General features: G+C 44.8%; 17 protein-coding genes and 1 pseudogene. 9 read left to right on the top strand and 9 right to left on the bottom strand.

Going from position 1 to position 18,151, the window contains the following annotated elements:
- From ACRQQK_RS11640 to ACRQQK_RS11620, 5 genes are all read right to left on the bottom strand, one after another.
- A partial coding sequence (locus tag ACRQQK_RS11640; protein WP_457511580.1) for a vWA domain-containing protein occupies positions 1-1,360 on the bottom strand: 1,360 nt, incomplete at its 3' end.
- Positions 1,353-2,321, bottom strand: coding sequence for a vWA domain-containing protein (locus tag ACRQQK_RS11635; RefSeq protein WP_457511578.1), 969 nt, complete (start codon positions 2,319-2,321; stop codon positions 1,353-1,355). The genes ACRQQK_RS11640 and ACRQQK_RS11635, both read right to left, overlap by 8 nt.
- Positions 2,308-2,793: a DUF4381 domain-containing protein gene (locus ACRQQK_RS11630; RefSeq protein ID WP_457511576.1), complete on the bottom strand. Its 486-nt coding sequence runs from the start codon at positions 2,791-2,793 to the stop codon at positions 2,308-2,310. Before ACRQQK_RS11630 ends, ACRQQK_RS11635 begins: the two co-directional genes overlap by 14 nt.
- 10 nt (positions 2,794-2,803) lie before the next feature.
- Positions 2,804-3,727 (bottom strand): DUF58 domain-containing protein, encoded by a 924-nt coding sequence (locus ACRQQK_RS11625; protein WP_457511574.1) that lies wholly within the window; start codon positions 3,725-3,727, stop codon positions 2,804-2,806.
- 10 nt (positions 3,728-3,737) lie between these two features.
- Positions 3,738-4,694: an AAA family ATPase gene (locus tag ACRQQK_RS11620; RefSeq protein WP_457511572.1), complete on the bottom strand. Its 957-nt coding sequence runs from the start codon at positions 4,692-4,694 to the stop codon at positions 3,738-3,740.
- 313 nt (positions 4,695-5,007) lie between these two features.
- On the opposite strand from ACRQQK_RS11620, the gene ACRQQK_RS11615 reads away from it, so the two are divergent.
- Both ACRQQK_RS11615 and ACRQQK_RS11610 read left to right on the top strand, forming a co-directional pair.
- Positions 5,008-6,924, top strand: a complete 1,917-nt coding sequence (locus ACRQQK_RS11615; protein ID WP_457511570.1) for a methyl-accepting chemotaxis protein — start codon at positions 5,008-5,010, stop codon at positions 6,922-6,924.
- A gap of 73 nt (positions 6,925-6,997) precedes the next feature.
- On the top strand, positions 6,998-7,198 hold the full coding sequence (locus ACRQQK_RS11610) for a restriction endonuclease subunit S (RefSeq protein WP_457511568.1): 201 nt from the start codon (positions 6,998-7,000) through the stop codon (positions 7,196-7,198).
- A 799-nt stretch (positions 7,199-7,997) separates the two neighbouring features.
- Here ACRQQK_RS11610 and ACRQQK_RS11605 read toward each other — a convergent pair.
- Together ACRQQK_RS11605 and ACRQQK_RS11600 are read right to left on the bottom strand one after the other, a co-directional pair.
- Entirely contained in the window at positions 7,998-8,423 is a 426-nt protein-coding gene (locus tag ACRQQK_RS11605; protein WP_457512346.1) for a methyl-accepting chemotaxis protein, read from the bottom strand.
- A gap of 114 nt (positions 8,424-8,537) precedes the next feature.
- Positions 8,538-9,218, bottom strand: a pseudogene (locus ACRQQK_RS11600) (PAS domain-containing protein); the annotation flags it as partial.
- 399 nt (positions 9,219-9,617) lie between these two features.
- Between ACRQQK_RS11600 and ACRQQK_RS11595 the strand changes: the two are divergent.
- Positions 9,618-10,097 (top strand): GNAT family N-acetyltransferase, encoded by a 480-nt coding sequence (locus ACRQQK_RS11595; RefSeq protein ID WP_457512344.1) that lies wholly within the window; start codon positions 9,618-9,620, stop codon positions 10,095-10,097.
- A gap of 101 nt (positions 10,098-10,198) precedes the next feature.
- On the opposite strand, the gene ACRQQK_RS11590 is transcribed toward ACRQQK_RS11595, so the two are convergent.
- The gene (locus ACRQQK_RS11590; protein WP_457511566.1) at positions 10,199-11,905 is read right to left on the bottom strand and encodes a phospho-sugar mutase; all 1,707 of its coding nucleotides are present in this window, start codon (positions 11,903-11,905) and stop codon (positions 10,199-10,201) included.
- 382 nt (positions 11,906-12,287) lie between these two features.
- Here ACRQQK_RS11590 and coxB point away from each other — a divergent pair, with 382 nt between their 5' ends.
- Genes coxB through ACRQQK_RS11570 form a run of 4 tightly spaced genes read left to right on the top strand, consistent with a single transcriptional unit; the run spans position 12,288 to position 16,626 of the window.
- Positions 12,288-13,466, top strand: coding sequence for a cytochrome c oxidase subunit II (coxB, locus tag ACRQQK_RS11585; RefSeq protein WP_457511564.1), 1,179 nt, complete (start codon positions 12,288-12,290; stop codon positions 13,464-13,466).
- Positions 13,467-13,471: 5 nt separating this feature from the next.
- A complete protein-coding gene (ctaD, locus tag ACRQQK_RS11580) occupies positions 13,472-15,109 on the top strand; it encodes a cytochrome c oxidase subunit I (RefSeq protein ID WP_457511562.1) in 1,638 nt (545 codons plus the stop codon).
- Positions 15,110-15,133: 24 nt separating this feature from the next.
- A complete protein-coding gene (locus tag ACRQQK_RS11575; protein ID WP_457511560.1) occupies positions 15,134-15,745 on the top strand; it encodes a cytochrome c oxidase assembly protein in 612 nt (203 codons plus the stop codon).
- Positions 15,742-16,626, top strand: a complete 885-nt coding sequence (locus tag ACRQQK_RS11570) for a cytochrome c oxidase subunit 3 (RefSeq protein ID WP_457511558.1) — start codon at positions 15,742-15,744, stop codon at positions 16,624-16,626. The genes ACRQQK_RS11575 and ACRQQK_RS11570 overlap by 4 nt, the downstream gene beginning before the upstream one ends.
- A 16-nt stretch (positions 16,627-16,642) precedes the next feature.
- Here ACRQQK_RS11570 and ACRQQK_RS11565 read toward each other — a convergent pair whose 3' ends face one another.
- Positions 16,643-16,867, bottom strand: coding sequence for a DUF2909 domain-containing protein (locus ACRQQK_RS11565; protein ID WP_042481210.1), 225 nt, complete (start codon positions 16,865-16,867; stop codon positions 16,643-16,645).
- A 31-nt stretch (positions 16,868-16,898) separates the two neighbouring features.
- Here ACRQQK_RS11565 and ACRQQK_RS11560 point away from each other — a divergent pair, with 31 nt between their 5' ends.
- Both ACRQQK_RS11560 and ACRQQK_RS11555 read left to right on the top strand, forming a co-directional pair.
- On the top strand, positions 16,899-17,603 hold the full coding sequence (locus ACRQQK_RS11560) for an SURF1 family protein (RefSeq protein WP_457511556.1): 705 nt from the start codon (positions 16,899-16,901) through the stop codon (positions 17,601-17,603).
- Positions 17,600-18,145, top strand: a complete 546-nt coding sequence (locus tag ACRQQK_RS11555; RefSeq protein WP_457511554.1) for a hypothetical protein — start codon at positions 17,600-17,602, stop codon at positions 18,143-18,145. The genes ACRQQK_RS11560 and ACRQQK_RS11555 overlap by 4 nt, the downstream gene beginning before the upstream one ends.
- Positions 18,146-18,151 lie beyond the last annotated feature (6 nt).

The raw sequence follows: 18,151 nt of genomic DNA, 5'->3' as shown, positions 1-18,151 counted from the left end.
GTTGCAGGGCATTTTCTACAACATCAAGATTGTTTTTAGCATCTTGGTTGTTTGGATCTTGCTGCAACACCTGTTGATAAAGCGCTTTGGCTTTTTCCAATTCACCATTTTGAGCATACGCATTGGCAAGATTGTATTGTGTTCTCGAAGAGGGGTTTTCTACTTTAGAAAAGCTCTCTATTGCGCCTTTAAAATCTTTGTTCTGATAGCGAGCAACACCTTGCCATTCAGGATCAGTAAATTGCTCGCTGGCAGTTTGATAATCTTTATTGTTAAAGGCTTCCATCGCTTGCTGATTGCTGTTCTTCCAAGGTGAACCACTATCCAGCCAAGATGCGGCGCTTGCATCTGGCGACATAACACTGAATCCTGTGGTTAGAACTGCAACAAAGATCAGCCCACGGCGGAAAAGTAGTAATGCGGACACGATTAACAGAGGAAGTAGCCAATAGCCATTGTTGACGTTTTCAGTCAGCGTCTTTTTATCGTCTTTCTTGCTCACATCTTGCTGTAAACCTTGTTCAGACAAGATACGTGCAACGTCTTGACCATTCGCTTGGTAAGGCGTGAAAACACCGCTGACGTTTTTCGCCAGAGATTGCATGGTTTCAAAGTTGGTTTTGGCAACGACGGTTTGTCCATTGTCGGTTTTCAGAAGTGAACCATCACTGAGTGTAATTGGCGCACCAGAAGCGGTACCAATGCCCAATATCACTAGCTTAAACTGTGTACCAGATAGTTCATTTTCGATGTCTGATTGTTCTTGCTCATCAAGATCATCGGTTAGCAGGATGAGTTCACCGCGTGCCATCCCTGCGTTTCTAAGCATCTCAATAGCCAGTTTCACACCTGATGCGGCATTGGCTCCCTGATAAGGCATGATGTCAGGCGATAAATTAGGCAGCAAGTTAGCGATGGTTGCACTATCGCTAGTCAGCGGGCTAACTGTGTACGCATCACCGGCATAAGCGACTAAGCCTGTGCTGCCTTCTGTCCAACCTTTAAGTAAGTCGAGTGCTTTGTAACGCGCTTGAGTTAAGCGATTGGGTTTAATATCCGTCGCGTACAGTGACAAAGACATATCCATGACCAGAATACGTGCGTTGCTATTGGTGTAGCTAGGGCGTGTTTGCTTCTCGAAACTTGGCCCCGCTAAAGCAATCACAGCAATTAACCAACTAAGCGCTATCAATAAGAGAAGAGATTTGGTTTTGTTGCGATTTTCGATTCCCAGCGCACTGGCTATATGGTTGGCGATAAGCCCTTGGCTTTGTTTATGGGTTGAAAGCCAAAATAGAATTGCGGCTAGGGGAATAAGTGCTAAAAGCCATAAAGGAGTAAGGAATTCGAAATCAGACATGGTCTCTCCTTACGATAAACAGAATAACAGACAAGAGTAGGGCAACAGCTAATGGGTAACCAAACCACTCCCTTTGTGGACGCCAAGTCTGAGTTGCCTGACTAATCGGTTCCAGTGCATTGATAGTGTCGTAAATAGTTGCCAGTTCTTTTTCATCACGAGCACGGAAATATTGACCGCCAGTGATTTTGGCAATCTCCATCAAGCTCTTTTCATCCAGATCTTGAGCAGTGTTAACTTTGCGGGTGAGGAAGAACTCTTTCACCATCATTTCGCCTGCGCCAACACCCACAGTGTAGATGGTTGCGTTGTACTTCTTAGCAATTTTGGCCGCTTCAATGGGATCAAGAACACCTGAGGTGTTGCTACCATCACTGAGCAAAATCATTACTCGCTGTGGTGCGTCGCTATCTATAAAAGTTTTGGTTGCGAGGCCAATACCTTCGCCAATGGCGGTCTTGGTGCCGATCAATCTTAATACGGCTTGATTTAGCTGCTGGCTTATTGTCTGGCGATCTAAAGTCAGCGGTGTCTGCAAATAGGCGTGATCAGCAAAAAATATCAGTCCGAGTCTGTCACCTTCGCGTTTGCTGATGAAATCACTTAGAACCTTCTTAACCGCTGTGAGCCTGTCAATGTAATCGCCGTCGGATTTCATATCCTCTTGGCTCATTGAGTAAGAGAGATCGACAACCAACATCATGTCGCGATGTTTTGGCGAAGTGGTGACAGGGTCGCCATACCAAACTGGGCGACAAACAGCGGCAATCAAGCATAGCCATATCAATACGGCCAACAGTTTGCCCAACCATTGTTTAGGAGGTGCAACGGTATTTTGTTGAGGTAAGTAGGGCAACTGTATGGCTGCCCTTTCTCTTACAGGAGGTAGAATACGATGAATAACTAGCGGCAGTGGCAATAGAACAACTAGCCACCACCATACGAACTCAATATTTGCCAACGCTCACGTTTCTCCTTTTATGCGGCGGCAACGCTGTGTTCACCCATTGATAGCAATCCGCCACCAAATCTTGTGCATTTTCGACTTTTTGTTTTTGATACAAAGCCTTCTGCCAAGTTTCCTCATTCTTCGTGAAAATAGGGGAATCAACTTGGGAATCCAAAAATGCATACCAATCTGGACCGGTTAAATGAGCAACCTGCTCACGCGGGTAATAACATAACGCTGCTTGACGAACCAACTCAATCGCTGATGATGGAGTTTGATGTCCTAGTGCTGGGTTAAGCAAACGCAAAGCGGTTTTCTTCGGCGCCATACGTTTCTTTTTAACACGGACAATTAAAGCGATACTTACGAGTACCAAGACAATAGAGAATAGACTTGCCCACCATCCCCAAGAAAGTGGAAGCCATGAAGGTACTTCAGGTAAATGCAAATCGTTAAGATTGAGTAAGTTTGATGATTCTTGCATATCTTTTAAATTATCCAGAAAGTTGTTGTAGCAAAGATATATCGCTAGAAAGAGAGCGGTAGTCCATTTCCATAGATTGGCTCAATGATTCTAATTCTAATTTTCGAGAATCAAAGGCATTTTTGATGCTTAGACGGTCAGATTTGGACGAAAAGTTAAGCCAGCGCGCATTTTTGCCATCGCTCACTCTCTCAATTCCTCTAAATTGGGTCTCACCTTGTTCAAGGGGATCAAAAATATGGACTAACTTCACGCGATTGTGCTTACGTAACTGGTTGAATAATGGTCGGAAAGAATCCTCATAATTAACAAAATCGCTGATCATTATTACCTCGCTGCCTTTCGGGCAGAGACGGTTTAATGTCATTAAAACGGTTTGCATCGAACTGGGGGCCGAAGCTCCTGAAAGTGCCTGTCTTTGACACTCAACCAACTGGGCGATGATTTGCAGTGGTCCTTTGTTTCTGCTGGTTGGTTTTATTTCAACGAGGCTTGAGCCTGTGTCAATCACCGCACCAATGCGATCTTTCTCTGCAACGGATAACCAACTGATCAAACTGGCTATATGTGCAGCCTGTACCGATTTGAGTAACAGAGAAGATCCAAACTGCATGGTCGAGCTTAAATCCACATAGAGAATCACAGGCTTTTCCCGCTCTTCAGAAAATAACTTGGTGTGCGGCTTACCTGTGCGGGCGGTGACACGCCAATCAATGGCACGAATATCATCACCCGGTTGATATTGGCGAACTTCAGCGAAGTCCATACCACGTCCAAGTTGTTTGCTTTGGTGTTGGCCTAAAAGCTGTGACCATAAACTTTTGGCAGGCGGCAACCATTTCACCGTATGTTGCTTGTAGGGCAGTAGCTCTTCGAGACAGAGATGAACGCCATCAGCATGTGCGGGTAAAAGTTGTTTTACAGACTGAGCCATAATGCTTGCCTTACGCGCTGCCAACCAAAGTCAGTAAATGGGTAATGACTTGGTTTGGATGTACGCCTTCCGCTTGTGCTTGATACGTCAGCAATAAGCGGTGGCGCAAAACAGGAAACGCCATTGCTTGCACGTCTTCAGGACTCACATAGTCTCGGCCCTGAAGCCATGCGCGTGCGCGTACACAACGGTCAAGAGCGATAGTCGCTCGCGGGCTGACTCCCATTTCTAACCACTGTGCGAGTTTTGAATCGTATTGTTCAGGTTTGCGAGTCGCCATCACCAAACGCACTAGGTATTTCTCAATGGTTTCCGCCATATGAATGTTTAGAACTTCTTGGCGTGCTGCAAATATTTGCTCTTGGGTGAGTTTCGGTAAATTTGCTGAGCTTTCACCTTTGGCTTCTCCACGGTTTAGGCGAAGAATCTCTAGTTCATGTTCGGCGTCCGGATAATCCACATTTAGATGCAGCAGGAAGCGGTCGAGTTGCGCTTCCGGCAATGGATAGGTACCTTCTTGCTCGATTGGGTTTTGCGTTGCCATCACCAGAAACAGTTCAGGTAATCGATAGGTTTTTCTGCCCGCAGTAATTTGCTTTTCTGCCATGGCTTCCAGCATTGCTGCCTGAACTTTCGCCGGTGCACGGTTAATTTCATCAGCAAGGACGAGCGAGTTAAATATAGGTCCGGCTTGGAATGTAAACTCACCCGTTTCAGGGCGGAAAATGTCCGTACCTGTTAAGTCTGCGGGTAGCAAATCTGGTGTGAACTGAATGCGGTGAAAATCCCCTTCAATACAGTCTGCTAACGATTTCACCGCGCGAGTTTTTGCCAGACCCGGAGGCCCTTCAACCAGAATATGACCGTCTGCTAATAACGCGACCAGTAATTGCTCAACGAGAGCTGATTGACCAATAACCTGTTGGTTTAAGTGCTGCTGTAGCGAATGAAAGGTTTCTGACTGCATGAAATCCTAATCTCCTTGATAATCTTGTTGTTAGTGAGCCTGAAGCTCAAAAAGTTCCTTGTGAGACAAGATATTCGTTTGTTTGGATAAATATTGAACAAATGGATGAATTATAAGATGTTGCTTTATGATTAATATATGGAGTCTGTTTTAACTTTTCTAAACCTTTTCAAACAAATAAATACACATAACAACTTGCGGTTCATTTGATTGATAAATTTGGTGAATTAAATGCCGTTTCACAATAAAGATTTATGCTTTAATGTCGATATAACGTTCGTTAAAACAAATCGCCAAAATAGGTAAAGAATAGATGCTCAAATTTAGCAATGTCAGTATTAAGACAAAGGTCGTCGCCGGTATAACCTTTGCGGTATTGGCCTCAACAATTATTGTCGGGGTAATGGCACAACGTCAGGCAAGAGACGTATTGGAGCACCGATTGGTGGACATAGAGCTTCCGTCAATGCTTCAACAGATCAGTAATTCAGTGAATAGCGAAGTAACACAACTGTTATTAGCTGCTGAACAGATTACTCATAGCGAATTTATTAAGAAAGCGATTGCCACTAAGAACATTGATTCTGGTGATGAAGCAATGTTGGTTAAGCAGCTAAACAACATCCGTACTCAGTTCAAACTGAACGATGCGTCTGTGGCTAACCGCAAAACGGCATACTACTGGAACCAAAATGGCTTCCTTCGTGAACTGAACAAGCAGCAAGACGGTTGGTTCTACGGTTTTGTGAGCTCTGGTAATCCAACCATGGTGAGCATGTTCCAAGAAGCCACGGGCGAAGTGAAGATGTTCGCTAACTTCCAGGATGTGAACGGCGATACCATGTCAGGTTTATCTAAATCGATGGATGACATGGTGAAGTTGCTTAATAGCTACAAGATTGAACAAACGGGCTATGTGTTCCTTACCGACGCGAAAGGCGAGGTGCAGATTCACCGTGAAAAATCGAAAGCTAAGTCTAGCCTGAGCCAGTTGTTTGGTGCTGAGACGAATAAGCTACTTAACAAATCTGGCTTCAACTTGATTACTGCACAACATGATGGCGTTGATGTGTTTGTTGCGAGTTACTACGTTAAGTCTATGGACTGGTTTGTAGTGGGTACTGTGCCAGTTAACGAAGTGTTCGCAGACCTAAACGATGTTGCTCAACGTATGTTGATCACTACCATTATTGTTGCCGCAATCTTTATTGCGATGGGCTTGATTCTGGCGAGCAGTATTGCAAACCCAATTCGTCAAATTGCGATTCGCTTTACCGACTTAGGCAAAGGCGACGGTGACCTTTCTCAGCGAATTGAAGTTCAAGGCAATGATGAAATTGCACAACTTTCTTCTGGCTTTAACGGATTTATTGAGAAGATTCATCAGTCGATGAAAGAAGTGGCATCAACCAGCAATGCCTTGCAAGTAGCTGCGGAAACAGTGTCAACCAAAGCGCATACCACGCATGACAACAGCCAACAACAACGTGACCAAACGATTCAGGTAGTAACGGCTATTAACCAAATGGGCGCAACCATTAGCGAAATTGCTTCAAACGCAGCAACTGCAGCGGAAACAGCGAACCAAGCGACGTCGAATACGGAAGTGGGTCGTACAGTTGTGAATCAGGCGAAAGATGCGATTGCTCGCCTTGCAGATGATATTGAAAACATTGGTCAGGTAGTTAGCCAGCTTGCGTCAACCACACAAAATATTGGCTCAATACTGGATGTTATCCGCGATATTTCTGACCAAACTAATTTACTAGCGTTAAACGCGGCGATTGAAGCGGCGCGCGCAGGTGAGCAAGGCCGTGGTTTTGCCGTGGTTGCTGATGAAGTTCGTAATCTCGCAAGCCGCACCGCTGCATCTACCGAAGAAATTCAGAAAATGATTAATCAGCTTCAAAGCGACGCTAAAGACGCAGTCTCTGCGATGGAAGCAGGTAAGTCAGTGACATTAGAAGGTGTTTCTTCTTCTGATGAAGCGGTTCAAGTACTAATCGGTATTTCTGAGCGTATCCATGATATTTCAGACCGAAATACACAGGTAGCGACGGCAACAGAAGAACAGTCAACCGTGGTTCATACCATCAACATGAACATTGAAGAAATTAACTCTATCAATGAGATAACTACGGGTACTGCCGAAGAGCTTGCAGGCGCTAGCCAAGAGCTTCGTGAGCTCTCTGCACGTTTGGATAAGATGGTTGGTAGCTTTAAGCTCTAGTATCCTGCTGGGGAGTTGGGTAAACTTCTCCCCAGTATTTGATATTTAGAACTTTGAAGTTTAGGTAAGAATAATGAGCGATTTTGAAAAAGAACTAGAGCAGATGACTCAAGAATCAGGTAACGAGCCAGAAGTTTCATTACCAAGTATTGACGAGCAGAAAGCGATAGCGGCAGAGCTTAAGCGTTTAGAAGCGGAAGGTAAGCTGACTCCAGAAATTTTGGAGCAGTATTTTGGCAAATTTAACGCCAAGAACGGAGCTCCGATTCACTAACCTGCGTTTTTTCACCACCTTTGGTGGCTAAATTGCAAATAAAAAGGTCTAGCGAAAATGCTAGACCTTTTGCTTATAGGGGGATGTAGGGTACCCCTTCACGTTATTGGATTTTTTATCGATATGCTTGCCGGTACTGCTCATTAATCATTTGCATTGTGCTTTGATTACCGCCTTTGTCCGGATGGTAAGCGGCACTGAGTAATTTGTAGCGTTTCTTAATCTCGTTGTGAGAATGTAAATCATCAAAAAAGTGAAAAGCGTTAGCAGGATTAACATTGACTAAGCCTGCTTTTAAACAGGCAATTTGAATGTTGGCACTTCGAATGACATCATTCGCTTTGGCGACTTTTTGCTTTTCGAGCTCATATTTTTTAGTCAGTGATTCAATCCGAAGGCAGTAAGATTTGAGTATTTTATATGCTTCGGCTTTTTCCGTTCTTACTCTGATGTTTCTCTTTCTATTGATGGCGATTTCTACAGTAAAAATGGACTGATTTATTCAAAAACCAACAAGGTGGAAGAAACGGACACCGTCAACAAACCTGTGGTGTTCACTGCGTCGACCTCACCTATTGTTAGTCAGATTCAAAAATCGCTTTTGGGTGTCGATGTGTATAACGCAAGGCGTTATGAGTACTTTCAAGTTGAAGAGTATTTCTGCTACTTCGATGTGGATAAGAAATTTGCACGCTGTATGAAATGATGAATTGAAAAATGGCTCCTCGTGGAGCCATTTTTGTGTCCGTTTTAGATCACCGCTTTGGACGATGGTGATTGAATGAGTAGGTTGATGTAATTAAAGCTGCTGATTGAACTGTCGAACCGCTTCAACGACGCGAATCGCTCCTTGCTCTACTTGTTCTATTACTTGTCCAGCTTGGGTTGATAGGTCCAGAGCCTCACCAGCTTGAGACTGGCAGACATTAATCAGTTCAACCGCTTTGTTTGTCAGCTTCATATTTTCAGTCACTACGGTAACAATCTCTTCGGTTGTTGTATTGGTTCTAGAAGCCAGTTGTCGTACTTCATCTGCTACCACAGCGAAGCCGCGACCTTGCTCACCAGCACGAGCCGCTTCAATCGCAGCGTTAAGCGCTAGCAGGTTTGTTTGGTCAGCAATACCGCTAATGTTGCCAACCAAGTCACTAATGCTCTTCGAGTGCTGATTCAGAGCTTCGATTTCGTTACTTGCCTGTTTCATTTGTCGTACTAAGTTATCCATCTTCGCGATGATGGCAGTAATAACTTCTTGTCCTTGTATTGTTTGGTGCCCCGTTTCTTCAGATACTTTGAAAGCGATTTGAGCAGCGTCCTGTGCAGCCATCTCCTGATGAACTTGTTCGGTGATCACAGTGGCAAACTTAACCACTTTATAAAGCTCACCAGCGTCATCATGAATCGGGTTGTAGGAAGCTTCCAGCCAGACAACATGACCATAGCTATCAAGACGTTTGAAACGAGCCGAAACAAATTGACCTCGGCCCAGTTTTTTCCAAAATTCTGCGTACTCTTTTGAGTTAGCTTCAGTCGTTTCACAGAAAATTCGATGATGTTTACCTACGATCTGCTCGCTTTTGTAGCCCATAGTTTTCAGGAAGTTATCATTAGCACGAAGTATGTTGCCATCTAATGAAAACTCGATAACAGCCATTGAACGATTTATCGCTTTAAGCATATCTTCATGTTCGCGAGATGTGGAGATTGTTCGTGTCAACTCAGTTGCGTAGACAGTAAATCGGAGCAAATTTTTCTGCGTGTCAAATATTGGCTGCGAAATGATACGCAGCCATGCTTCTTGGCGGTTTGCCTTGGTAATTTGTAAGGCACCATTCCAATGTTTTTTTCCTTCTAACGCACTTTTTAATGCCTTAAAGTGTGTTGACTGCTTCGCTTTTTCTGGAACTAAAGTTGTTAGATGACTGCCTGAAACCGTTGCAGACTTGATACCCAGTTCTTGTTCAAAGTTGGCGTTAACAGAGAGAATCTTTCCTTGAGGATCAAGCGTTAATCTCAACATGTCTTCATCGAGGCTTTCCCGAACTTGCTCAAGCGAATAGAGATTTTCTTTTAGTTGTTGGTTTTCTTGTTGAAGTGACTTATTAAAAAACATAGTAACCTTAGCTTTGTTTAAGCGCCGATCTCTAGTGGGGGAGTTACCTAGAAATCCTCTAGGTAAATAATCATTATTCTTATTATCAAGTATTATTATTTTGTCTAATACTTGGGTCTGTCAAAGTTAATTTTGGATTTAGTGGTCTTATGTGTTCTTCGTTCATAAGAATTAATTATCCGAATTTACTCAAGTTTTTACTGAAGAAAGGTAAGCAGAAAGACAGGTATGAAGTAAGACAGGAATGCCGAATTTTGGTACAGATACAGTTTAATCGAACTAGGAGATAAAGTGATTATTCGCTTGATGCAGGAGAATGATTTGTCTGAAGCCGCGTTGGTTCACCAATCAGCCTTTACGAGACAACGTCGTTCATTTAAATGGCTACAGTGCAACTTGAAGGCCTTCCCTCGATATATGATCTATGTTGCCAAGCTCAACCAGCAACCAGAATCTAAAGTAGTTGGCTACATTATTTGGGTGCAGAAAAGCGGCTTTCGACCGGAAGCAGTATTGGAGTTAGAGCAACTGGCTGTACTACCTGAATGTCAGGGGCAAGGAGTTGCAAAAGCTTTAATCTTGGAATCTTTGTCATTGGTTAAGCAGCAATTGGCTGAGCAGGATTCGGTGCTCAAGCATGTGCTCGTTACCACAAGAGCGGACAATTTCGCCCAGCAGTTGTACAAAAAGACATTAGGCGCTGAAGTAGAAAGCACCATTTCCAATCTGTATTCAGCAGATGAGGTGTTGATGATAGCCAGAAACATTGGCGACACTATTCAATAATTGCGCTTCAGATACCTGATAAACCAAGAGACAAAAACGAACTCGCTTTTGTCTCTTGGTTTATCTCTGTTTTATAGCCCGGTTTTATAGCTCGGTGACGTTTATCTCAAGCTATTCTGATGCTCACTGATCAGAAGTGACATTTGTTCTTCTGCTCTTTCTTGAGCGCTCGCGAAGCTCTCGTTTTTAGCGAAACTGCCAACCACCTCGTAGTAGCATTTGAGTTTCGGCTCAGTGCCAGAAGGGCGAACAATAACGCGTGAGCCGCCTTCTAAGTGGTAGATCAGCACATCACTGCTAGGCAGGTTGATTGTCTGCGTTTTTCCATTGCTGTCTGTGCGCACAGAGTGTTTTAAATCCTCGGTAACTAAGATTTTCTTGCCTGCAATTTTTTTCGGAGGATCTGCACGAAGCAGTTCACCCACAGGCGGGTAATCGGGGTCAAGCGCAATACTACGTTGAGCATTAATGTACATACCATGCTCGCGGTAGATCTCTTCAAGTTGATCCCAAATGGTTTTGCCTTGGCTGTAGAGTTCTGCTGCTAGTTGTGCAAAAGCGACCAAAGCGGATAAACCATCTTTGTCCCAAACGGTGTTACCTACTGTGTATCCAAGCGCTTCTTCATAAGCAAACAGGAATTTGTGTTCATCACTTTGCTCTTGCATTGCAATGTTAGTCAGCCATTTAAAGCCAGTCAGTGTTTGGTAGTACTTCGCACCATGCGCTTTTGCCACTTTGCTTAACAGGCTGGAAGAGACAATGGTATTCCCAACTAGCTGCCTTTTCGCATCAGTGTTGCTGAGTAAATAGTGGCCGAAAAGTGTGCCGACCTGATCACCTGTAAGCATTTGATAAGCGCCATCAGGTTTGCGTACCGCAACCGCAAAACGGTCAGCATCTGGGTCGTTAGCGCAAGCAAGCTCCGCTGAGATCGAATCAGCCAGTTCAATCACCATATCCATCGCGCCCGCTTCTTCTGGGTTCGGGAAGTTAACGGTTGGGAACGTGCCATCTGGCTCACGCTGTTCTTTCACGCTCATCACTTTCTTGAATCCAGCATCATGGAGAAGATCTTCTGCCATGTTTGCGCCGACACCATGCATTGCCGTATAAGCAATAGAAATGCTGCTTGGGTCAGTATGATGAGAAAGCAGAGGATTACTGTTAATCGCTTCGCGGTAAGTTTGGTAATAATCATCACGTAACCAAACCAGCAGACCTTGACGTTCGCTTTCGGAGTGCGGCATCAAAGGAATCACGCGGGTCGCTGCAATATCAATCTCTTGTGCTATACCAGAATCGTGCGGAGGAATGATTTGCGCGCCGTTTTCCCAGTAGACTTTAAATCCGTTGTACTCTGGCGGATTGTGGCTCGCTGTTACCACAACTGCTGCTGCCGCGTTGAAATGCTTCACACCAAAGGCCGCAATTGGCGTAGCTGCCACTTTATGGGTTAGGTAAACCTTAATACCTAAAGCCGTTAAAACGGCAGCTGTGTCATGTGCAAAGGATTTAGAATCTGTGCGGCCGTCATAGCCGATCACCACGCCACGCTGTTTAGCATTATCGACGTGTTTCACTAGGTATTCACCAAGGCCTAAGGCGGTTTGTTGAATCACTAAACGGTTCATTCGGTTTGGACCACAACCTACTTTTCCGCGTAGACCTGCTGTGCCAAATTCGAGTCGGCATTTAAAGCGGTCTTCTAACTCTTCATATTGTTTATGGTCAATCAGATATTGCAGTTCTTCCCGAGTTTTAGGATCAGGATCTGCTGATAACCATTGTGTGACTTTTTCCATCATGATTGCCACCTTGTGTATTAATTTGATGACGCAGCATAATTGATATCTATTCTCATTTATGAGCGCGCAATCGCTAAAACCTGTATTAAACCTTAGGTCAACAGACGCTAGTCGTTATATTTAAATATCTTCATGAGTTTTAAAACTATTCTAGGACAGTTTTTGACAACCCACTTTTATCAAACTGTTTTGATATTTTCTTGAACAAATCTGAAACCCTAACTAGCCTTTACTTAATATTTTGAAATAACAAAAAATTAACAAATGTAACAATTGAGTCAAACTTGCTGTTTGTGTCGATTCACGTTCCTTGTATTGCAGTACACAGAAGTATTGAAGTACAGAGAGGTGTTGAAGTACAGCGAAGCAGAGGAGAGAGCTCTTGAGAAGATTTGTAACCGATCTGTGGCTGCCAATGGTTGGGCTGTTAATCAGCTTTTCCCCACAGGTTTTTTCTGCAGAACGAGCATTAAACATGACACCGGGCGTTACCGAAATTAGTGGTAAGGTGTATGAGCTACACATGCTTATTTTTTATATATGTGTCGCGATAGCTCTCGTGGTCTTTGGTGCCATGTTCTATGCCATTTTCAAGCACCGCAAATCGAAGGGAGCGGTGGCGGCTCATTTTCACGAAAGTACCAAAGTCGAAATTATTTGGACGATTATCCCAATCATTATCTTGGTCGCCATGGCGATTCCCGCAACGAAAACCTTAGTTGCGATGGAAGATACTTCTCAATCTGACCTCGCTATCAAGATCACCGGTTCACAATGGAAATGGCATTACAGCTATTTTGAACAAGATGTGGAATTTTTCAGTCTTTTAGCGACATCGCAAAAACAAATTCAGGGCGAAGAAACAAAAGGCGCTCACTACCTTTTAGAAGTGGATCAGCCTTTGGTTCTGCCGACTGAACGTAAAGTACGCTTCTTACTGACATCTGATGATGTGATCCACTCTTGGTGGGTTCCGGCTTTTGCCGTCAAGAAAGACACCATTCCTGGATATATCAATGAAGCTTGGACACGCATTGATGAACCGGGCATATATCGCGGTCAATGTGCTGAGTTGTGTGGTCGAGCTCATGGCTTTATGCCAATTGTGGTTCAGGCGATGGAGCCGGAGAAATACGACCAATGGCTCGCGGATAAAAAGGCCGAAATTGCAACCGCCAGACAAGAAGCAGAAAAAGCACTGCAAAGCTCAATGTCGTTGGATGAGCTGATGGCTATGGGCGAGAAAGTTTACATGGATCGCTGTGCTGTCTGCCATCAGCCAACAGGTTTAGGTATACCGGGTGCCTTTCCTGCCATCAAAGGCAGTCCTGTGGCTACGGGGGATCTAAGTGCTCATCTTAATGTGGTTGTTAATGGTCGTTCGGGAACGGCAATGCAGGCTTTTGGTAACCAGTTGAGTGATCAAGAACTGGCTGCCGTGATCAGTTATCAACGTAACGCTTGGGGTAACAACACTGGCGATGCGGTTCAAGCATCTGATGTTAATGCGTTTAAGTCACAGGGCGCTGGAGCTTCTGGTCAATCGGGTAGTGGAGGATAAGGACAATGATTCATAAGGAAAAATCGGCTCCAATGGCGGACGCTGATATCTCGAATCCAGATACCGGCTCTGTTGATCATGGCGAGAGCGAACATGAACACCACGCTCCTAAAGGTTTGGCTAGATGGATCTATTCAACCAATCATAAAGATATAGGCACCTTGTATCTTTGGTTCAGCTTCACCATGTTTTTGATTGGTGGCGCGATGGCAATGGTGATTCGTGCCGAGTTATTCCAACCGGGTTTACAGCTTGTAGAGCCTGAATTTTTCAATCAAATGACCACAGTTCACGGCTTGATTATGGTGTTCGGTGCGGTAATGCCGGCATTTACAGGGTTAGCGAACTGGATGGTGCCCTTAATGATCGGTGCTCCAGATATGGCTTTGCCAAGGATGAATAACCTCAGTTTCTGGATTCTGCCATTTGCCTTCCTCATTCTTCTTGCATCACTGTTTACGGAAGGTGGCGGCCCTAACTTTGGTTGGACATTCTATGCGCCGCTATCAACAACCTATGGCCCAGACAGTACCGCATTGTTTGTCTTCTCGGTGCATATTATGGGCATCAGCTCGATTATGGGGGCGATTAACGTCATCGTGACCATAGTCAACATGCGCGCTTCGGGTATGACATGGTTTAAATTACCGTTGTTCGTTTGGACTTGGTTAATCACAGCGTTTCTCTTAATTGCGGTGATGCCAGTGTTAGCTGGGGCGGTCACTATGGTTTTGACCGATAAGTATTTTGGTACGAGCTTCTTTGATGCGGCTGGTGGTGGCGACCCTGTGATGTTCCAGCATATTTTCTGGTTCTTCGGTCACCCTGAAGTGTACATCATGATTCTGCCATCCTTCGGTATTATCTCTGCCATCGTTCCTGCTTTTAGTGGCAAAAAACTGTTTGGCTATCATTCGATGGTATACGCCACGAGCAGTATTGCGCTGCTTTCGTTCTTGGTTTGGGCGCACCACATGTTTACCACTGGTATGCCAGTGTTTGCCGAACTGTTCTTTATGTACTGCACCATGCTGATCGCCGTACCAACAGGGGTAAAAGTATTTAACTGGGTTGCGACCATGTGGCGAGGTTCGCTTACTTTTGAAACGCCAATGCTGTTCGCCATCGCCTTTATTGTGCTGTTTACCATCGGTGGATTCTCTGGGTTGATGCTGGCAATTGTGCCTGCGGATTTCCAGTATCACGATACCTACTTTGTGGTGGCGCACTTCCACTATGTTCTGGTTTCTGGTGCTGTGTTCTCGATTATGGCGGCGGCTTATTACTGGCTGCCGAAATGGACAGGGCATATGTACGATGAACGCCTAAGTCTGTGGCACTTCTGGTGTTCTGTTATCTCGGTCAATGTACTGTTTTTCCCGATGCATTTCTTGGGTTTGGCCGGAATGCCAAGACGTATTCCTGATTACGCGATTCAGTTCGCCGATGTAAACCAGATTGTTTCGATTGGTGGCTTTGCCTTTGGTTTATCACAACTGATCTTCTTGTGGGTTGTGATTAAGTGTGTGCGGGGAGGAAAACCTGCACCAGCTAAACCTTGGGAAAGAGCTGAAGGATTGGAATGGACGGTTCCAAGCCCTGCGCCGCACCATACATTCTCTACACCACCCAAAGTTGAATAGTTGGGTGGATTAGGAGCGTGAAAAATGGACAACGAATCACTTAAAAGCAAGAACCGACAACTGATAATAAAACTGACCATTGGTACTGTGCTGATGTTCGGGTTTGGTTTTGCATTGGTGCCTTTGTACGATGTGATGTGTAAAGCACTAGGCATCAATGGGAAAACCAACGAAGTGGCGGCAGTTCAACCGACAACCATGGTGGTAGACGAATCGCGCACGATTCGCGTTCAGTTTATGGCACATGTCAGTAACGGCATGCCTTGGAAATTTGAACCTAAAGTTTCGCACATGGACGTGCACCCTGGGCAGGTAATACAAACAGCGTTTTTGGCTAACAACCTTTCCAGTGACGAACTCGTTGGCCAAGCGGTTCCATCTGTATCTCCGGGACAAGGCGCCAGTTACTTCAATAAAATTGAGTGTTTCTGTTTTCATCAGCAGCCACTGTCGGCCAAGGCAGACGCTGAGATGCCGCTGATATTTTATATCGAACCGGATATTCCTGATTCCATTCATACCCTTACGCTCTCCTATACCTTGTACAACATAACGGAAAAAGCAGAGCCTCAACTGGTCAAAACAAGCCAAAGTGCTCACGTGAACGGCGCACCAACGCAAGGAGCAACTCTATGAGTACTAAACACGATTCTTACTATGTTCCGACTCAAAGTCGTTGGCCGATTATCGGCGCTGTAGCTCTGTTTTTGGTGGCGGTGGGGGCAGGCTTAACAGTGCAACATGTTGGCACTGGTGGTGTGGGAAGTGTCTTTGGCAAAGCAATTTTGATTATCGGTTTTATTGTACTGCTCAGCATGTTGGCGGGCTGGTTTAGTAACGTAATTGGTGAATCACTGGCGGGGTTGTATTCCAAACAAATAGCACGTTCATTTCGTCAGGGAATGAGCTGGTTTATCTTTTCGGAAGTGATGTTCTTTGGTGCATTTTTTGGTGCTCTGTTCTATGCGCGAATGGTGGCTGTCCCTTGGTTAGGCGGTGCCAGCAACAATGCCATGACCAACGAGTTGTTGTGGCCGGGTTTTGAAGCGATATGGCCACTGATTACAACGCCAGCAGGGGAGGCAGTACAAGCCATGCCTTGGCAGGGGATCCCACTCAAAAACACCATTATCCTATTGATGTCTTCGATTACTTTGCACATGGCCCACATCAGTTTAGAGAAAAATCACCGTATGGCACTGATTGTATGGTTGGAAATTACCATCGTTCTTGCTGGCTTTTTCTTGTATTTCCAAGGGGTTGAATATGCTCACGCTTATCAGGAAATGGGACTGACTTTGCAATCTGGCGTGTATGGCAACACCTTCTTTATGCTCACGGGTTTTCACGGCTTACACGTTTGTCTCGGTACACTGTTTTTAATTGTACTGCTTGCGCGTATCGCGAAAGACCACTTTACACCCAAAGATCATTTCGCGTTCCAGGCGGGTAGTTGGTATTGGCACTTTGTCGATGTGGTGTGGTTGTGTCTGTTTGTCTTTGTCTATGTCTTATAAGCACAGCGTTAACGCTTTAGTAAGGTGTATGGTTGGGGTGAAGCCAGCCACTGAGGAGAGCAAAAATGAGCAATATAACGACGAAAGCTGAAAATATAAGGCGTCGCCCAAGGTAATAGCTCATCGGGCGCTCATCGTCATCATTGGGTTCTCTAACCATCTGAATTAAGGCGCGAGCAAGGTTAAATATGATGAACAGCAGAAACAGAACCAAAATGATTTTTACAACAAGTGGCAGCATGTCTGATCCTCTAAAGAGTCGAGTGTTGTCTATGAAAGTAATTTTAGGTGCTGTTTTAACTGTGGTTGTGTTTCTGTTATTGGTCAAATTGGGTTTCTGGCAATTGTCGCGTGGCGAAGAAAAGCAGGCACTTGAGCAGGAGTTGTTGCTTCGTCAGCAGATGGAACCGATCTCATTAGGCATGGCTTTAGAAAGGTATCCAATCTCTGATTTGACCGGTTTGCAGGTACGAGTTTCTATCTCGCCAGTCAGCAATATGACGTTTCTGCTCGATAACCAAACCTATCAAGGGAAAGTAGGTTATCTGGCTTACCAACTGGCAAAAGAGCGAAACGGGCACTGGATGTTGATCGAAAGGGGTTTTGTTGCAGCAACTAATGATAGACGCGTCTTGCCGGAGGTTAACTGGCTTATTGAGCCTCAAGATTTAGTTGGGCGTCTGTACCAAAAATCCAATAATCCACTGAGTTCGGATTTGAATATTGAAAGCCGGACCCCGCACCGTATCCAGAACTTAAACATTGAGCAGTTATCTCAGTGGTTAGGAGAGCCAATTTTACCTGCTCTGTTTCAACCACAGGAAAAGAACTGGCCGTACGCGCAGCCATGGATTCCTTTTCCTCTCAGTGCAGAAAAGCATTTTGGCTATGCCGTGCAGTGGTTCGCTATGGCTGCGGTGTTGTTAATGATTGTTCTGCTTATCTGTTTCAGAGCTTTTAAAGCAAGGAGACCATGATGAATTCAAAGACCAAAGGGCGTTTGATGCTGCTAGCGATTGTGCTTTTCTTTGCGCTTCCTGCTGTAATGGCAAAGACGGTCTTAAGCAACCATTGGTATCAGTCAGGAGTGACCAATAAAGGTGTGTTGATTGAACCAAGAATTACTCTGAACTCATTAGGGTTAGTAACTTCGACACAGGATAAGCTTTGGCGCGTAGGGTATGTGGTTCCCAAACAGTGTGATGAGCAGTGCCAGCAGCACATCTATATGCTGATGCAAAGCCATACAGCATTGGGCAAAGAGCAGGGTAGAGTGGAACCGGTATTACTAATTGAACCTGAAAGTGATATTCAAAGCGTTGAGCACATTTCCGTTGAGAAACTGGCGGTAAATCAAGCTTTTATGGCGGCAATTGAGAGCTCTGAAATTGTGATTGTCGATCCACTTGGTCAACTGGTTATGCATTACCCCAAAACAGACCCTTCGCAACTGGTGATGCAAAGTAAAAGTGTGCTGGCGGATCTACGTAAGTTACTCAAACTCTCTCGCGTTGGGTGAGGTGGA

The organism is Vibrio sp. C8, assembly GCF_054051265.1.
Note: the sequence above shows the minus strand (reverse complement) of the source record. Positions and strands in the feature narration are given on the sequence as shown.

Coding starts and splice junctions, on each gene's coding strand:
- ACRQQK_RS11605 (WP_457512346.1), bottom strand. CDS start 8,423: ATGGATAACTTAGTACGACAAATGAAACAGGCAAGTAACGAAATCGAA.
- ACRQQK_RS11565 (WP_042481210.1), bottom strand. CDS start 16,867: ATGCTGCCACTTGTTGTAAAAATCATTTTGGTTCTGTTTCTGCTGTTC.
- ACRQQK_RS11560 (WP_457511556.1), top strand. CDS start 16,899: ATGAAAGTAATTTTAGGTGCTGTTTTAACTGTGGTTGTGTTTCTGTTA.
- ACRQQK_RS11595 (WP_457512344.1), top strand. CDS start 9,618: ATGCAGGAGAATGATTTGTCTGAAGCCGCGTTGGTTCACCAATCAGCC.
- ACRQQK_RS11630 (WP_457511576.1), bottom strand. CDS start 2,793: ATGCAAGAATCATCAAACTTACTCAATCTTAACGATTTGCATTTACCT.
- ACRQQK_RS11615 (WP_457511570.1), top strand. CDS start 5,008: ATGCTCAAATTTAGCAATGTCAGTATTAAGACAAAGGTCGTCGCCGGT.
- ACRQQK_RS11610 (WP_457511568.1), top strand. CDS start 6,998: ATGAGCGATTTTGAAAAAGAACTAGAGCAGATGACTCAAGAATCAGGT.
- ACRQQK_RS11625 (WP_457511574.1), bottom strand. CDS start 3,727: ATGGCTCAGTCTGTAAAACAACTTTTACCCGCACATGCTGATGGCGTT.
- ACRQQK_RS11570 (WP_457511558.1), top strand. CDS start 15,742: ATGAGTACTAAACACGATTCTTACTATGTTCCGACTCAAAGTCGTTGG.
- ctaD (WP_457511562.1), top strand. CDS start 13,472: ATGATTCATAAGGAAAAATCGGCTCCAATGGCGGACGCTGATATCTCG.
- ACRQQK_RS11555 (WP_457511554.1), top strand. CDS start 17,600: ATGATGAATTCAAAGACCAAAGGGCGTTTGATGCTGCTAGCGATTGTG.
- ACRQQK_RS11590 (WP_457511566.1), bottom strand. CDS start 11,905: ATGATGGAAAAAGTCACACAATGGTTATCAGCAGATCCTGATCCTAAA.
- ACRQQK_RS11620 (WP_457511572.1), bottom strand. CDS start 4,694: ATGCAGTCAGAAACCTTTCATTCGCTACAGCAGCACTTAAACCAACAG.
- ACRQQK_RS11575 (WP_457511560.1), top strand. CDS start 15,134: ATGGACAACGAATCACTTAAAAGCAAGAACCGACAACTGATAATAAAA.